This window comes from Streptomyces sp. TN58 (assembly GCF_001941845.1).
Classification (GTDB): Bacteria; Actinomycetota; Actinomycetes; order Streptomycetales; family Streptomycetaceae; genus Streptomyces.
On the sequence record NZ_CP018870.1, the window covers coordinates 7,220,659 to 7,235,321 of the forward strand.

Sequence of the window (14,663 nt, forward strand, 5' to 3'; positions counted from 1 at the left end):
GGGCGATGCGCCCCCTCCTCCCCGCCGATCCGGCCGCGATCGGCGGGAACCGACTGCTGGGCAGACTCGGGTCGGGCGGCATGGGCACCGTCTACCTGGGCCGTTCCCCCGAGGGCGTCCTCGTCGCCGTCAAGGTGATCCGCGCCGACCATGCCGCGGACCCCGCCTTCCGGGCCCGGTTCCGCCGCGAGGCCCAGGCCGCCGGCGGGCTGACCGGCCGCTGGGTCGTCCCCGTCGTCGCCGCCGACCCCGAGGCCCGCGAACCGTGGCTGGCCACGCCGTTCGTCCCCGGCCCCTCGCTGGCAGAGGCGGTGGGCGGGTACGGGCCGCTGCCCGCCCGGACCGTACGGATCCTGGGCACGCGCCTCGCCGAGGCCCTGGCCGAGGTGCACACGGCCGGGCTGGTCCACCGCGACGTCAAGCCGGGCAACGTCCTGCTGGCCCCGGACGGGCCCCGCCTCATCGACTTCGGGATCGCGCGGGCGGCCGGCGCGACCACGCTCACGGCCGCGGACGCGGTCGTCGGCACGCCCGGCTACCTGGCTCCCGAGCTGGCCCGCGCGGGCGGTCCCGCCGCGGGACCGGCCGGCGACGTGTTCTCCCTCGGCTGCGTCCTCGCGTACGCGGCCACCGGAAGCGGCCCCTTCGGCGGCGGGCACGCGGCCGCGGTGGTCTTCCGCACCGTCCACGAGGAGCCGCAACTCGGCGAACTGCCACCGGAGTTGCGTGAGGCCGTCGGCGGCTGCCTGCGGAAGGAACCGGCGGACCGGCCGACGCTCGGCGAGCTGACCGCCCTCCTCGGAACCGACACCGGAGGCGAGGGCTCCGCCGCGGCCGCCGACTGGCTGCCCGCCCCGCTGCCCCGGATCATCGCCGAACGCTCCACCCGGGCCCTGGACCTGCCCGCGCCCGAACCCACCCGGATCGACGCCCCGGCCCCCGCCCGGCCGTTCACCCGCAGACGGCTGCTCGCGGCCGGCGCGGCCCTGGCCGCCGCGGCCGCCCCGATCGCCTGGGTCACCACCAGCAGACCGGGCGGCGGCGCACCGTCCGCCGGCGCCGACCGGGACCTCCCGTCCCTGACCCTCGCCCTCCAGGCCGACCTGACCGGCCCCGGCCGGGCGACCGGCCAGGCGCACGAGCGGGGCATGCGGCTGGCCGTGGCCCGGCACAACGCCCGCCCGGACGCCGACTTCCGGCTGGCCCTGCGCGTCGCCGACGACGGCGGGGACCCGCAGCGCCTCAAGCAGGCCGCCGCGGAGCTGCTCGCCGACCCGGCCGTGCTGGGCCTCGTCGGCCCCACCTGGGACGCGGCCGTACCGGAGCTGGCCGGCGCCTGCCTCACCGCGGACCTCACCCTGGCGCTGGTGTCGGTGCACAGTCCGGAGAACACCCAGGCGCTGTGGCGCACGGTGTGCGCCACCCGCCCGACCGACGAGGGCCTGGGCCTCCCGGTCCTGCACTACCTGTCCCGGGTGCGGATCTCGCGCCGCACGGCCGTCGTGGAGGACGCGGCGAACGGGGCACCGGCATGGCAGGTCACCCGGGTGCTCCAGCAGAGCCCCCCGGCGCAGGGCAGCGTGAGCGTCCACCGCGTCGCCGACGCCGGCTCCGGCTTCGGGGCCACCGTACGCGCGCTGACCGAGGCCCGCGCCGAAGCCGTCGTCTACGCCGGCACCTCGCCGCAGCGCGCGGCCGAGCTGGCCCGCGCCCTGGCCGACGCCGGCTTCCCGGGCCCCCGCGTGGCGCTCCAGCACGCCATGGAGCCGGCCTTCCTCACCTCGGCAGGCCAGGCGGCCGAGGGATGGGTGTTCAGTGCCCTGTGCACCGACCCGCTCGCCCTGCCCGCCGCGTCCGAGTTCGTCGCGGCCCACCGGAGCGCCTACGGCGAACCGCCCGCCCGGTGGGCCACCGAGGCTTACGACGCGGTCGGCCTGCTGGCCACCGCCCTGACCGGGCTGGAGGGGGAGGTACGCGACCGGGCGGGTCTGTCCCGCCGGATCTTCCGTACGACCTACCAGGGCCTCGCCAAGACGGTCGCCTTCGACACCCGGACGCGCGCCCTGACCGGAGACGCCCTGGCCCACCTCTACCGCGCCGAGGCGGGCGCCTTCCGCTACCTGGGCCGGTATCCGGACGTACGCGCCGACCCGTGAGCGCCCGAAGGCTGTCGCGCGGTCCCCGGCGCCGGCCGGGGACAGCGGGACAGCCCCTACTCGAAGCGGGAGGCGTCCCCGGCCCCGCGGCGCACGATCTCCACGTCACCACCGGAGAAGTCGATCACCGTGGTCGGCTCGGTGCCGCAGTCACCCGAATCCAGTACGGCGTCCACCTCGTGGTCGAGCCGCTCCTTGATCTCCCAGCCCTGCGTCATCGGCTCCGCCTCGTCCGGCAGCAGCAGCGTGCTGGACAGCAGCGGCTCGCCGAGCTCCGCGAGCAGGGCCTGGGTGACCACGTGGTCGGGGATCCGGACGCCCACGGTCTTCTTCTTCGGGTGCAGCAGCTGGCGCGGCACCTCCGAGGTCGCCGGGAGGATGAAGGTGTAACTGCCGGGCGTGGCCGCCTTGATGGCGCGGAAGACGTTGTTGTCGATCTGCACGAACTGCCCCAGCTGGGCGAAGTTCTGGCACACCAGGGTGAAGTGGTGACGGTCGTCGAGGTTGCGGATCGACCGGATCCGGTTGATGCCGTCCCGGTTGCCCAGCTGGCATCCCAGCGCGAAGCAGGAGTCCGTCGGGTACGCGACGAGCTTGCCCGAGCGGATCATGCCGACCACGTTGTCGATGGTGCGCCGCTGGGGATTCTCGGGGTGCACGTCGAAGTATTTCGCCATCCGCCGAGCCTACGCCGTCGTGGCGGGGCCCGGTCACGGCCGCTCGGGACGCTTCCCGGCGGATTCGGGGGGACGATGAGAGGTGACCGTGCGCCCTGGACCGGCCCGGACCGCCCCGAACGGGGCGCCGCAGCGGCCCGGGGCGGGTGGGCGCCGGGCCGACGGTGCCGGAAGGGAGCATCGCCGATGGGTGCGATCGACGGGTCGGGGGCCAACGGGAGGCGGCCCGTCGCGGCCGGGCTCGCCCCGCCGAGCGGGCTGCTCGACGTCCTGAACGTCGCGGCCGTCGTCCTCGACGCCGAAGGCCGGGTCGCCCTGTGGAGCCCGCAGGCCGAGCAGCTGTTCGGCTGGACGGCGGGCGAGGCCCTGGGCCAGCCCGCCGCCCGGCTGCTCGCCGCGCCGCAGCACGTGGGCCTGGTGACGGAGCTGTTCGCCCGGGTCATGGGCGGTGCCGGCGACTGGGCGGGCGCCTTCCCGGTGCGGCACAAGGACGGCAGCACACGCCTCGTGGAGTTCCGCAACATGAGGCTGCTCGACGAACGCGGAGACCTGTACGCCCTGGGCATCGCCACCGACCGCACCACGCTGCGGCAGCTGGAGCGGGACCTCGCCCTGTCCGCCCGCCTGGTGGCCCAGTCACCGATCGGGCTCGCGGTCCTGGACACCGAGCTGCGCTACGTCCTGGTCAACCCCACCCTGGAGCGGATCAACGGGCTTCCCGCCTCCGAGCACATCGGCCGGGGCGTCCGGGAGGCGCTGTCCTTCCTCGACGACACCGAGGCCGCCGAATCGGCGATGCGGCAGGTCCTGGCCACCGGCACACCCCTGCTGGAGCAGTTCACCGCCGGCCGCACCCACGGCGGGCACCGCGCCGAACACGCCTGGTCGGTGTCCTACTACCGGCTGGAGGACGCCACCGGCCGGGTCCTGGGCCTGGCCACCTCCGTGGTGGACGTCACCCAGAGCCACCAGGCGGCCCTGGAGATCGCCCGCAGCCGCCGCCGCCTCGCGCTGATCGCCGACGCCACCGTCCGTATCGGCACCACCCTCGACCTCGACCAGACGGCACGCGAGCTCGCCGACGTCGTCGTGCCCGAGCTCGCGGACATCGCGGCCGTCGACATCCTCGACTCGGTCCTCGAAGGCCGGCCCACCCTCAGGTCCTCGGCCCACGAACCGGCGGTGTTCCGCGCCCTCGCCGTCGCGGCCGCCTACCCGAGCGAGGCCGTCCGCGCCGCCGACCCCCCGGGCGACATCGCCCGCTACGCCGCCGACCGGCTGGTCACCCAGTCCGTGACGACCGGGCACCCTGTCCTCGTCGCCCACGTACAGGCCCGGGACATCTCCCGGATCGCCCGCGACAGCAACGCCGCCTCCCTGCTGACCCGCGCCGGGCTGCGCTCGTACCTCGCCGTCCCGCTCATCGCCCGCGGCGAGGTGCTCGGCGCCCTCGACCTCAAACGCACCCGCAACCCGCTGCCGTTCAACGACGACGACATCGTCCTGGCCGGCGAACTGGCCGCACGCGCCGCCGTGTGCATCGACAACGCCCGCTGGTACCGCAACGCGCACCACACCGCCCTCGCGCTCCAGCACCACCTCCTGCCCCACCACCCGCCGCCGACCCCCGGCCTCGAAGTCGCCTCGCGCTACCGACCCGCCGCCGCCAGCAGCGAGATCGGCGGCGACTGGTTCGACGCCATCGCGGGACCCGACGACACCACCGTCCTCGTCATCGGAGACGTCATGGGCAGCGGCATCAACGCCGCCGCCAGCATGGGACAGTTGCGCACGGCGACCCGTACCCTCGCCGAACTCGCCCTCGACCCGCCGCAGGTGCTCCAGCAACTGGACCGCACCACCGCCGCCCTTGAGGAGACCATCGCCACCTGCGTCTACGTCGTCCACGACCCGCACCGCGCACAGTGCCGCATCGCCGTCGCCGGCCACCTCCCTCCCGTGCTCATCCGCTCCGGCCGCGCACCCCGCCTGCTCGACCTGCCCACCGGCGCGCCCCTGGGCGTGGGCGGCATCCCCTTCGAGGCCACCACCGTCGCGATGGCCCCGGGGGACCAACTGGTCCTCTACACCGACGGCCTGGTGGAGACCCGGGACCAGCCCATCGACGAACGGCTCGACCTGCTCCTGGACCTGCTCGCCGACACCGGACGTCCGCTGGAGGAGACATGCGACCGGCTCCTGGACTCCCTGCGCCGGCCCGACGACCACGACGACGTCGCCCTGGTCATCGCCCGTGCCAGGTCCCTGACCGACCGCGACGGCTCGCCTCGCGGCCCCGCCGGTACCGGCCTACGCTGACCGTGCACGCCCTGCCCTGGTCCTCGTACCGCAGGAGGCACTGGTGAACACGACGCACACAAGGCTTCGCCGGGCCTGCGCGGCCACCGCCGCGGCGGGCCTGCTCCTCACCGGAGCCGTCACGGCCACCGCGTACGGGGCGGCGCCCACCCCCGGACCCTCCGCTTCCGCCACCTCCGCGTCCCCCTCGCCGACGCCGGCCCCGAGCGGGGAGTTCAAGCAGCTCACCCCGGCCGTCGCGCGCCAACTCGACGCCGCCGTCCGGCAGGTCATGAGCGAGGCGCAGGTCCCGGGTGTGATCGTGGGGCTGTGGGCCCCCGGCAAGGGAAGCTACGTCAAGGCCTTCGGCGTCGCCGACAAGGCCACCGGCGCGCCCATGCGCACCGACTTCAACACCCGCATCGGCAGCCAGACCAAGACCTTCACGGTCACCGCCCTGCTCCAGCTGGTCGACCAGGGCAAGGCGGGCCTGGACGACCCCATCGGCGACTACGTGTCCGGCGTGCCGAACGGCGACCGCATCACCCTGCGCGAGCTGGCCGGCATGCGCAGCGGGCTGTTCAACTACAGCGAGGACCCGGACTTCGACAAGGCGCTCACCAGCGACCCCGACCGCCGGTTCACCCCTCAGGATCTGCTCGCCTACTCCTTCAAACACCCGGTGCAGTTCGCGCCGAACGCGCAGTTCCAGTACTCGAACACCAACCTGGTCCTGCTCGGCCTCGTGATCGAGAAGATCACCGGCCGGCCGCTCGCCGAGGTCGTCAACCAGGACGTCGTACGGCCGGCCGGCCTGAACCGCACCTTCTTCCCGACCGGCGCGGAGTTCCCCCAGCCGCACGCCCAGGGCTACACCGACCAGACCGCCACCGGCAAGGTCGAGGTGGCGACCGACTGGGACCCGTCCTGGGCCTGGGCGGCCGGTGCGATGATCTCCGACCTGCAGAACCTGCGCAGCTGGGCGCGCACCCTCGCCACCGGTACGCTGCTGACGCCCGCGACCCAGGCCCAGCGCCTGAAGACCACGTCGGTCGGCATCCCCGGCGCCGGCTACGGGCTGGGACTCTTCGACGTACAGGGCTGGATCGGACACAACGGCTCGCTCCCGGGCTACGAAAGCCTCGGCGTCTACCTCCCGCAGGCCCAGGCGACCATGGTCGTCATCCTCAACACCGACATCCTGCACGACGGCCAGGAGCCCAGCACCCTCTTCGGCGAGGCGATCACCGGCATCGTGAGCCCCGGCAACGTGTACCCCGGCCACAAGCCGTCCGAGCCGAAGAACTGACCGGGCCGGTCGGCCGGCTGTTAGGGTCCCAGGCATGCCCGAGCTCATCGCCCCCACCCCCCGCCTGCACGGATCCTGGACCGCCGCGCAGGAGGAGTGGGGGCCCGAGGCCCACCTGGACGGCGCCGGGCTCGGCGCCGACGACGACGTCGCGAGCCCGCAGGGCTTCGCCGCCTGGACGCAGAGGCTCCGCCGGTACGGGGACCGCTCGCTACCGGTCGACCACGGCCGCGTCCACGCGACGTACTGGTGGATAGCCGAGGGCGACACCTACCTGGGCGCCATAGACCTGCGCCACTACCTCAACGGCTTCCTCCTCGACGCCGGCGGCCACATCGGCTACGGCATCCGGCCCTCGGCCCGCAGGCGCGGCCTCGCCACCTGGGCCCTGTCCGCGGTCCTCCACGAGGCGCGCCTGATGGGCATGGACCGCGTCCTGCTGACCTGCGACCCCGGCAACGAGGGGTCCGTGCGCACCATCGAGCGGTGCGGAGGCGTACTGGAGGACGTGCGCGAGACCCTGATCGGCCCCAAGCGGCGCTACTGGATCACTCTCTGACCGTTCCGCCCGGGCGATTGCGGACGGGGGGCCCGGCGAATTAGTGTCGCGTCCATGTCCAAGGCCGAGATCGACATGGTGACCGCCGAGTTCTTCGGGTCGTTCGACAACCGGGGCGGCAGGACCGCCGACGTGGCCCGGATCCGCAAGCTCGCCCTGCCCGGCGCGGTGATCGTCATGACCGGTCCGCGGTTCACCGTCTACACCGTGGACGAGTTCATCGAACCCCGCCGTGAACTGCTGTCCGGGGGACGGCTGGTGGAGTTCAGCGAGTGGGAGACCTCCGAACGCACCGAGATCGCGGGCGACATCGCCTCGCGGTTCGGCGAGTACCGCAAGGCGGGGGTTCTGGACGGCGAACCCTTCGAGGGCGTCGGTACCAAGACCATCCAGTTCGTCCGCACCGCCGAGGGCTGGCGGATCGCGGCCTTCTCCTGGTACGACCGGCCCTGAGCGGGCCGCCGGAGGCACCCGGCGGAGCCCCGGCCGGTCCGGAAACCGGTTGACCCCGGCCGTTCCCGCCGGGTCGGATGGCTGCCGTGAGCACAGGACAGATGCACCCCGGACAGCACCCCGTCGACGAAGGCCTCGTACGGCGGCTGCTGGCCGGGCAGTTCCCGCAGTGGGCGGGTATGAGCGTGGAGCGGTTCCCGTCCGGCGGCACGGTCAACGCCATGTTCCGGCTCGGCGAGGACCTGTCCGTACGGCTGCCGCTGTACGAGGGCGGGGCAGGGGACGTGCTGACGGAGCGGCACTGGCTGCCCCGCCTCGCTCCCCGCCTGCCGACGGCCGTCCCACAGGTGCTGGGGGACGGCGAGCCCGCGCAGGGCTATCCGTGGCGGTGGTCGGTCTGCGGGTGGCTGCCGGGGGAGAACCCGCAGGCGGGCACGCTGGGCGGGTCCGTCGCCCAGGCCCTGGCCCGGGACCTGGCGGCCTTCGTCGTGGCGATGCGGGGCATCACCCTGACCGGGGCGCCGCAGGCGCACCGCGGCGGGCCGCTCGCCTCGCTCGACGCACCGACCCGGGAGGCGATCGGGGCGCTGCGGCTGATACCGGAGGAGGGCGTCGACTGCGATGCCGTGGAGGCCGTGTGGCAGGACGCGCTGCGGGTCCCGGAGTGGGACGGGCCGCCGGTGTGGCTGCACGGCGACCTGATGCCCGGCAACGTCCTGGTGGAGGGCGGGCGGCTGACCGCGGTCATCGACTTCGGGTGCACGGGGTTGGGGGACCCGGCCTGCGACCTGTTCCCGGCGTGGAACCTGCTGCCCGCCGCCGCGAGGGAGGTGTTCCGCGAAGCGCTCGGCGTGGACGACGCGACCTGGATCCGCGGCCGGGGACGCACGCTCTCGCAGGCCGTGATCGCGCTGCCCTACTACCGCAGGACCAATCCGGCGATGGCGCGCAACGCCCGGCACGTGATCCGGGAGGTCCTGGCCGAGAGGTGACGGGCAGGGGCGGCCACCGGCCGCCAGGCGTCGCCTTGGCTGTCAGGCGTCGCCCCTGAGACGGTCGCGCTGGAGCTGGCGGGCGACGGCCCGGCGTACCGACGCCGGCGCCGACCCGGCGGCGGCCGCCTTCGGGCCGGCGTCGAGACCGCGGCTGATCTCGTCGTACGCGGCGCGGAAGGCGGCGGGCAGCTCCGCGGCGCCCAGCCGCAGATCCTCTTCCAGGAGGCGCCGCAGCTCCTGCGAGCTCTCCGGTGTGAACCGCCTCCGCCCCCTGGCGAGGGCGCTGACGAAGCGCGTGCAGCGTGCTGTGTCCAGCGCCTCGGAGACCTCCTCCGCCAGCGCCCACAGGCGTCCTTCGAGCCATGCGGTGTCGGGCTGGTCGAGGGAGAGTCCGAGGCGCGGCGGCGGTTCGCCGGGCGTCAGCCGCGTGATCTGCTTGGACACGGCGGGCTGGCTCATGTCCGTGATCCGGGCGATCTTGTCCTGGGTCCAGCCGAAGCCCGCGAACAGTTTGACCATCTCCGTGCGCAGCCGGCGCATCTCCTCGCCGGCGCGGATGACCTCGTTCATTCCGGCGAGCATCCGCGCGGCCTGCTCCTCGGTCAGGGCCCCGGTCGGTGCCCCGGGCTCGTGCCGCACCCCGGTGCCTTCTTCGTCCGCGTGTTCCACACCCTGGTTATACACCTGGCACACCCGTCCTCATAACCAGGTTGTACAACCAGGTTATGGATGTCAGGATCCGCGCCATGGCCTCATCCACGTTCACCGCGCCCGACGGAACCCTCCTCGCCTACCGCGCCCGCGGCAGCGGAGAGCCCGTCGTCTGCATCCCCGGCGGCCCCGCGGACTCCGCCTACCTCGGCGACCTCGGCGGTCTGTCCGCCCACCGCCGCCTGGTCGTCCTGGACCTGCGCGGCACCGGCCGCTCCGCGGTCCCGCAGGACCCCGGGTCCTACCGCAGCGACCGCCTCGTCGACGACATCGAAGCCCTGCGCGGGCATCTGGGCCTCGACCGGATCGACCTGCTCGCCCACTCCGCGGGGGCCAACCCCGCCGTGCAGTACGCCGCCCGGTACCCGGACCGCATCGGCAGGCTCGCCCTGATCACCCCCGGCACCCGGGCCGTCGGCACGGTGATCACGGGGGACACGCGCAGGGAACTCGCCCGACGGCGCGCCCACGAACCATGGTTTCCGGCGGCGTTCGCAGCCCTGGAGGACATCATCGCCGGCGCCGGAGGCGACCCCGACGCCATCGCCCCCTTCTTCTACGGTCGTTGGGACGCCGAGGCGCGGCGGCACCACACCGCTAGCCGCCCGGACAATCCGGAGGCCGTAGCCCGCTTCGGGGCGGAGGGAGCCTTCGACCCGGAGGCCACCCGCGCCGGCCTCACGGCCCTCCGGGCCCCGGCCCTCCTGCTCGCCGGCGAGTTCGACCTGAACAGCCCGCCCGGGGCGGTCGCCGAGTGCGCGGAGCTGTTCCCCCACGCCACACTCGTCGTACAGCCGGGTGCGGGCCACTACCCCTGGCTCGACGACGCGGGCCGCTTCGTGGCGGCCACCGCGGCGTTCCTGGGGTGAGCCCGCCCGCGGCCGCCCCCCGCCGGCCGGCCGCGGAGCACAGCCCCGGCCTGTCCGCGGCCGCCGCACGCTGCCGCCCGTACGCCCCCCGTACGCACGGCGACGGCCCCGGCCGGATTCCCCCCGGCCGGGGCGGTCTTCAGCGTGTCAGCGCGCCGCCGCGCGCCGACACCGCTACCACAGGACGGGGAGCCGCTCCGGCAGGCGCTTCATGAACCGGGTACGCCAGACGAGCTGGTCGAACGGCACCGCCAGCTGCAGGCCGGGCATCTTCTCCAGCAGCACCTCGACGGCGATCTCCGTGTGCCGCTTGCCGAGCGCGGTGGCCGGGCAGTAGTGCGGTCCGCCGCCGAAGGACAGGTGCGTACCGGCGTTCGCGCGGTCGATGTCGAAGGTGTGCGGGTCGGAGTACACGGCCGGGTCGGTGTTGGCCGCCTCGACCAGGACGAGCAGCAGCTCGCCCTTCTTGACCTGGACGTCGCCGAGGGTGACGTCCTCCAGCGCGAGCCGGGGCAGGCCGTCGGCGATCGACAGGTTGACGCGCAGGAGCTCGTCCACGGCGGACGGGATCTTCTCCGGAGACGTGCGCAGCTGCTCCCACACGTCGGGGTTCTGCAGAAGCGAGACGATCGCCATGGTCAGGAAGCCCATGGTCGAGATGACCCCGGCGCCGAACAGCGTGACGCCGACGGTCGCCAGCATCTCGTCCGTCAGGTGCGCGTAGTCGGGGTCCTCGCGCAGCGCGGCGAGTTCGGCCATCAGCCCGACGGTGGCCGGGTCGTCGAGGCGCTCCACCATGTAGGCCATGTCGCGGTCCCAGTTGAGCTTGGCGCCCGTGACGGGGCAGGCCGAGTTCATGAACGCGATGTCCAGGCTGGCGGCCAGCCGCGGGGCGTCGGCCTGCGGGATGCCGAGGATGCGGCAGTGGAGGTTCTCCGCGTACGGGTTGGTGAACGCGCCGCGCAGGTCGACCGGCGCACCGCTGCGCAGGATGCCCTCGACGAGGGAGTCCGCCTGCTCGCGCATCCAGCCGGTGAGGTTGTCCGTCTTCGGGTTGATCGCCTTGAGCACGGCCTTGCGCAGTCCGGCACCGGTGATGTTGCCCATGTTGTTGACGACCTCGGGCGGGATCGTCAGCGCGTACTGACGGGGAACGCCGGGGGCGGAGGTGTCCTTCAGGCTGAACCGCGGGTCTTCGAGGACCTGCTTGCAGAGCGCATGGGACGAGACGAGCCACGCCTCGTCGCCGGCTATCGTGCGCACGCGCTTGACCGGCTCGTCCCGAAGCTGCTCGATCTCGGCCGGGAGCCGGTCGCCGCGGGCGGAGAACGGGAAGTCGAGGAGGGTGTCAGCGGTCATCGGAGTCTCCTTCGGCGGGGGTGATGATGGCGTGGCCCTGGTTGCGTGAGGCACGAAGCCCCGAGCCGCGCGAGTAGAGCAGTTCCGCCATGGGCAGGAGCTGGTGGTAGCAGTTGAGCGAGGACGGCACGCCGAGGATGGCGGGGGTGTCCAGGAACAGCGGCGCCTCCGCGCAGACGTACTCCAGGCAGACCTCGCGCTGACGGGTGGTGGCCGTCTTGCCGCCCAGCACCTTCGAGGAAAGGAACGCGTCGACAAGGGAGTTGCAGGTCTCGCGGAACTCGGGATCGATGTCGAGCAGGTTGTTCAGGTGGTTGTGGAGCGTCCGGTACGCCGGGATGTCGGTGAGGGACGACATCGGACGGGCCCGTAGGCGAAGGCCGGTGGGGTCGGCTTCGGCGGCGGCGTTGTTGACCTTGGCGCGGACACCGCGCAGGTTCTTCACCGCCTTGCGGCGAGCTTCGTCCTCGCCGTATCCGAGGGCCTCGTACATCTCCGCGACATGCATGTCGGTGTAGATGAGGTCGACCTGCGCGAAGTTGCGCATGCCCCACTGGGCGAGGTCGAGAACACGCTGGGCCGAGAAATAGCTGTTGCCCGGCGAGATGCCGATGACGGCGTGATCGCCCTCGTCGTTGATCACCTGGCAGTGCGGGGTGTATGGCCGGACTGTGAAGACTTCGGTTGCTGTCGTCAACAGGGGTCGGGTCCTTTGCGCCGCAAGTCCCGTGGGGCCCTGTGCCCCGGGTGTGGCGGCGACGTGATGGAAGGTACCCGAACTCTGAGCGACGTTCCATGTCTCCTGGGTAGTAACTCACCAGGCGGACAGAGCAGTTGACCAGGGCATCCTTCCCCTGCCCGGCCGGGCGGCCCGACACCGGCAGCCGACCCCGGCGCGGGCCGGAATGCGACGGTCCGGGCCGGCCCGTGTGGGCCGGCCCGGACTCCGGGGGTCAGACGAGGTCGAACCGGTCCGCGTTCATGACCTTGTCCCACGCGGCGACGAAGTCCCTGGCGAACTTCTCCCGCGCGTCGTCGCTCGCGTAGACCTCGGCCAGCGCCCGCAGCTCGGAGTTGGAGCCGAAGACCAGGTCGGCACGGGTGCCGGTCCACCTGACCTCGCCGGTGGCGGCGTCACGGCCCTCGAAGGTGTTCCCGTCCCCGTTGGCCGACGTCCAGGTCGTGCCCAGGTCGAGGAGGTTGACGAAGAAGTCGTTCGTCAGCGTGCCCGGGCGGTCCGTGAGGACGCCGTGCGCGGAGTCGCCGTGGTTGGCGCCGAGGACGCGCAGACCGCCGACGAGGACGGTCAGCTCGGGCGCGCTCAGGCCGAGCAGGTTCGCCCGGTCGAGCAGCAGGTACTCGGCCGGCAGGCGGTTGCCCTTGCCGAGGTAGTTGCGGAAGCCGTCGGCGGTGGGCTCCAGGGCGGCGAACGACTCGGCGTCGGTGTGCTCCTCGGTGGCGTCCACCCGGCCCGGGGTGAAGGGCACAGCGATGTCGTGGCCGGCGTCGCGGGCGGCCTTCTCCACGGCGGCGGCGCCGCCGAGGACGATCAGGTCGGCCAGGGAGACCTGCTTGCCGCCGGAGTTGAACTCCGACCGGACGCCTTCCAGCACCCGCAGGACCTGCGCCAGCTCGTCGGGCTCGTTGACCTCCCAGCCGGCCTGCGGCTGGAGGCGTACGCGCGCCCCGTTGGCGCCGCCGCGCTTGTCGCTGCAGCGGAAGGTGGAGGCCGACGCCCACGCGGTGGAGACCAGCTGGGAGACGGTGAGGCCGGAGGCGAGCACCGCCTCCTTGAGGGCGGCGATGCCGGCGGCGTCCAGGAGCTCGCCCTGGGCCTCGGGCAGCGGGTCCTGCCACAGCAGGGTCTCCGCCGGGACCTCGGGGCCGAGGTAGAGCGACTTCGGACCCATGTCGCGGTGGGTCAGCTTGAACCAGGCGCGGGCGAAGGCATCGGCGAACTCCGCGGGGTTCTCGTAGAACCGGCGCGAGATCTGCTCGTAGACCGGGTCGAAGCGCAGCGACAGGTCGGTGGTGAGCATCGTCGGAAGGTGCTTCTTCGACGCGTCGTAGGCGTCGGGGATGATCGCCTCCGCGTCCTTCGCCACCCACTGGTGGGCGCCGGCCGGACTCGTCGTCAGCTCGTAGTCGTACTCGAAGAGGTTCTTGAAGAAGCCGTTGCCCCACTGGGTGGGCGTGGTGGTCCAGGTGACCTCCAGGCCGCTGGTGATCGTGTCGGCGCCCTTGCCGGTGCCGAAGGAGTTGGCCCAGCCCAGGCCCTGCGCCTCGATCGGGGCGGCCTCGGGGTCGTCGCCCACATGGTCCGCCGGGCCGGCGCCGTGGGTCTTGCCGAAGGTGTGGCCGCCCGCGATCAGGGCCACCGTCTCCTCGTCGTCCATCGCCATCCGGCGGAACGTCTCGCGGATGTCGCGGGCCGCGGCGACCGGGTCCGGGTTGCCGTTCGGGCCCTCCGGGTTGACGTAGATCAGGCCCATCTGGACGGCGCCGAGCGGGCTCTCCAGTTCGCGGTCACCGGTGTAGCGCCGGTCGTCGAGCCAAGTGGTCTCGGGGCCCCAGTACACGTCCTCGTCCGGCTCCCAGACGTCGGCGCGGCCGCCGGCGAAGCCGAAGGTCTCGAAGCCCATCTGCTCCAGCGCGACGTTGCCGGTCAGGATCATCAGGTCGGCCCACGACAGGTTCTGGCCGTACTTCTTCTTGACCGGCCACAGCAGGCGGCGGGCCTTGTCCAGGTTGCCGTTGTCCGGCCAGCTGTTGAGGGGCGCGAAACGCTGCTGGCCGGCGCCGGCGCCGCCGCGTCCGTCGCTGATCCGGTAGGTGCCGGCGCTGTGCCACGCCATGCGGACCATGAACGGGCCGTAGTGGCCGAAGTCGGCGGGCCACCAGTCCTGCGAGGTCGTCAGCACCTCCGCGATGTCCCGCTTCACCGCGGGCAGGTCGAGGGCCTGGAACGCCGCCGCGTAGTCGAACTCCTCGCCGAGCGGGTTGGCCACCGCGGGGTTCTTGGCCAGGATCTTCAGGTTCAACCGTTCGGGCCACCACTGCCGGTTTCCGCCGCCCTGGGTGGGGTGCGCCGCCCGCTCGTGCGCGACGGGACAGCCACCCCCGCCCTGCGCCTTGGCGTCCGTGACGATCGCGTCGTGGTTCTCAGACATGGAAATCCTTCCGTACCAGGGGAATCGCGGTGCTCAGATCGCAGTGCTCGAAAACGCAGTGCTCGGAACGCGGCGCTCGGGACCGAATGCGGTCCGACAGCGGGGAC

The 14,663-nt window shown here is 73.0% G+C and carries 12 protein-coding genes; 7 read left to right on the forward strand and 5 right to left on the reverse strand.

From position 1 onward, the window contains the following. Positions 1–5 precede the first annotated feature (5 nt). Complete coding sequence (locus tag BSL84_RS32755) at positions 6–2,156, forward strand: bifunctional serine/threonine-protein kinase/ABC transporter substrate-binding protein (RefSeq protein WP_075971836.1); 2,151 nt, start codon at positions 6–8, stop codon at positions 2,154–2,156. Positions 2,157–2,212: 56 nt separating this feature from the next. On the opposite strand, the gene BSL84_RS32760 is transcribed toward BSL84_RS32755, so the two are convergent. Beyond that, complete coding sequence (locus BSL84_RS32760) at positions 2,213–2,833, reverse strand: L-threonylcarbamoyladenylate synthase (RefSeq protein WP_030032488.1); 621 nt, start codon at positions 2,831–2,833, stop codon at positions 2,213–2,215. 186 nt (positions 2,834–3,019) lie between these two features. On the opposite strand from BSL84_RS32760, the gene BSL84_RS32765 reads away from it, so the two are divergent. From BSL84_RS32765 to BSL84_RS32785, 5 genes are all read left to right on the forward strand, one after another. Further along, a complete protein-coding gene (locus tag BSL84_RS32765; RefSeq protein ID WP_045321360.1) occupies positions 3,020–5,152 on the forward strand; it encodes a SpoIIE family protein phosphatase in 2,133 nt (710 codons plus the stop codon). A gap of 40 nt (positions 5,153–5,192) precedes the next feature. Further along, the gene (locus BSL84_RS32770) at positions 5,193–6,440 is read left to right on the forward strand and encodes a serine hydrolase domain-containing protein (protein WP_075971837.1); all 1,248 of its coding nucleotides are present in this window, start codon (positions 5,193–5,195) and stop codon (positions 6,438–6,440) included. A 34-nt stretch (positions 6,441–6,474) separates the two neighbouring features. Continuing rightward, a complete protein-coding gene (locus BSL84_RS32775; RefSeq protein WP_075971838.1) occupies positions 6,475–6,999 on the forward strand; it encodes a GNAT family N-acetyltransferase in 525 nt (174 codons plus the stop codon). 54 nt (positions 7,000–7,053) lie between these two features. Beyond that, entirely contained in the window at positions 7,054–7,452 is a 399-nt protein-coding gene (locus BSL84_RS32780; protein ID WP_030036587.1) for a nuclear transport factor 2 family protein, read from the forward strand. Between the two features lie 86 nt (positions 7,453–7,538). Next, positions 7,539–8,444, forward strand: coding sequence for an aminoglycoside phosphotransferase family protein (locus BSL84_RS32785; RefSeq protein WP_234363594.1), 906 nt, complete (start codon positions 7,539–7,541; stop codon positions 8,442–8,444). Between the two features lie 42 nt (positions 8,445–8,486). Here BSL84_RS32785 and BSL84_RS32790 read toward each other — a convergent pair whose 3' ends face one another. Next, positions 8,487–9,116 carry a sigma-70 family RNA polymerase sigma factor gene (locus BSL84_RS32790; RefSeq protein ID WP_234363595.1) on the reverse strand — a complete coding sequence of 210 codons (630 nt, stop codon included), beginning with the start codon at positions 9,114–9,116 and terminating at the stop codon, positions 8,487–8,489. Positions 9,117–9,193: 77 nt separating this feature from the next. On the opposite strand from BSL84_RS32790, the gene BSL84_RS32795 reads away from it, so the two are divergent. After that, complete coding sequence (locus BSL84_RS32795) at positions 9,194–10,027, forward strand: alpha/beta fold hydrolase (protein ID WP_030036593.1); 834 nt, start codon at positions 9,194–9,196, stop codon at positions 10,025–10,027. Positions 10,028–10,201: 174 nt separating this feature from the next. Here the strand turns inward: BSL84_RS32795 and BSL84_RS32800 are convergent, their stop codons facing one another. The 3 genes from BSL84_RS32800 to katG all read right to left on the reverse strand — a co-directional run bounded on the left by BSL84_RS32800 (position 10,202) and on the right by katG (position 14,556). Beyond that, complete coding sequence (locus tag BSL84_RS32800; protein ID WP_030036595.1) at positions 10,202–11,386, reverse strand: cytochrome P450; 1,185 nt, start codon at positions 11,384–11,386, stop codon at positions 10,202–10,204. After that, on the reverse strand, positions 11,376–12,083 hold the full coding sequence (locus BSL84_RS32805) for a tRNA-dependent cyclodipeptide synthase (protein WP_075971840.1): 708 nt from the start codon (positions 12,081–12,083) through the stop codon (positions 11,376–11,378). Before BSL84_RS32805 ends, BSL84_RS32800 begins: the two co-directional genes overlap by 11 nt. A gap of 256 nt (positions 12,084–12,339) precedes the next feature. Next, positions 12,340–14,556 carry a catalase/peroxidase HPI gene (gene katG / locus BSL84_RS32810; protein ID WP_075971841.1) on the reverse strand — a complete coding sequence of 739 codons (2,217 nt, stop codon included), beginning with the start codon at positions 14,554–14,556 and terminating at the stop codon, positions 12,340–12,342. Positions 14,557–14,663 lie beyond the last annotated feature (107 nt).

Bases quoted from the DNA above. Each gene is read 5' to 3' on its own strand.
- BSL84_RS32800 (WP_030036595.1), bottom strand. From the start codon at position 11,386: ATGACCGCTGACACCCTCCTCGACTTCCCGTTCTCCGCCCGCGGCGAC.
- BSL84_RS32775 (WP_075971838.1), top strand. From the start codon at position 6,475: ATGCCCGAGCTCATCGCCCCCACCCCCCGCCTGCACGGATCCTGGACC.
- BSL84_RS32760 (WP_030032488.1), bottom strand. From the start codon at position 2,833: ATGGCGAAATACTTCGACGTGCACCCCGAGAATCCCCAGCGGCGCACC.
- BSL84_RS32765 (WP_045321360.1), top strand. From the start codon at position 3,020: ATGGGTGCGATCGACGGGTCGGGGGCCAACGGGAGGCGGCCCGTCGCG.
- BSL84_RS32795 (WP_030036593.1), top strand. From the start codon at position 9,194: ATGGCCTCATCCACGTTCACCGCGCCCGACGGAACCCTCCTCGCCTAC.
- BSL84_RS32755 (WP_075971836.1), top strand. From the start codon at position 6: ATGCGCCCCCTCCTCCCCGCCGATCCGGCCGCGATCGGCGGGAACCGA.
- katG (WP_075971841.1), bottom strand. From the start codon at position 14,556: ATGTCTGAGAACCACGACGCGATCGTCACGGACGCCAAGGCGCAGGGC.
- BSL84_RS32780 (WP_030036587.1), top strand. From the start codon at position 7,054: ATGTCCAAGGCCGAGATCGACATGGTGACCGCCGAGTTCTTCGGGTCG.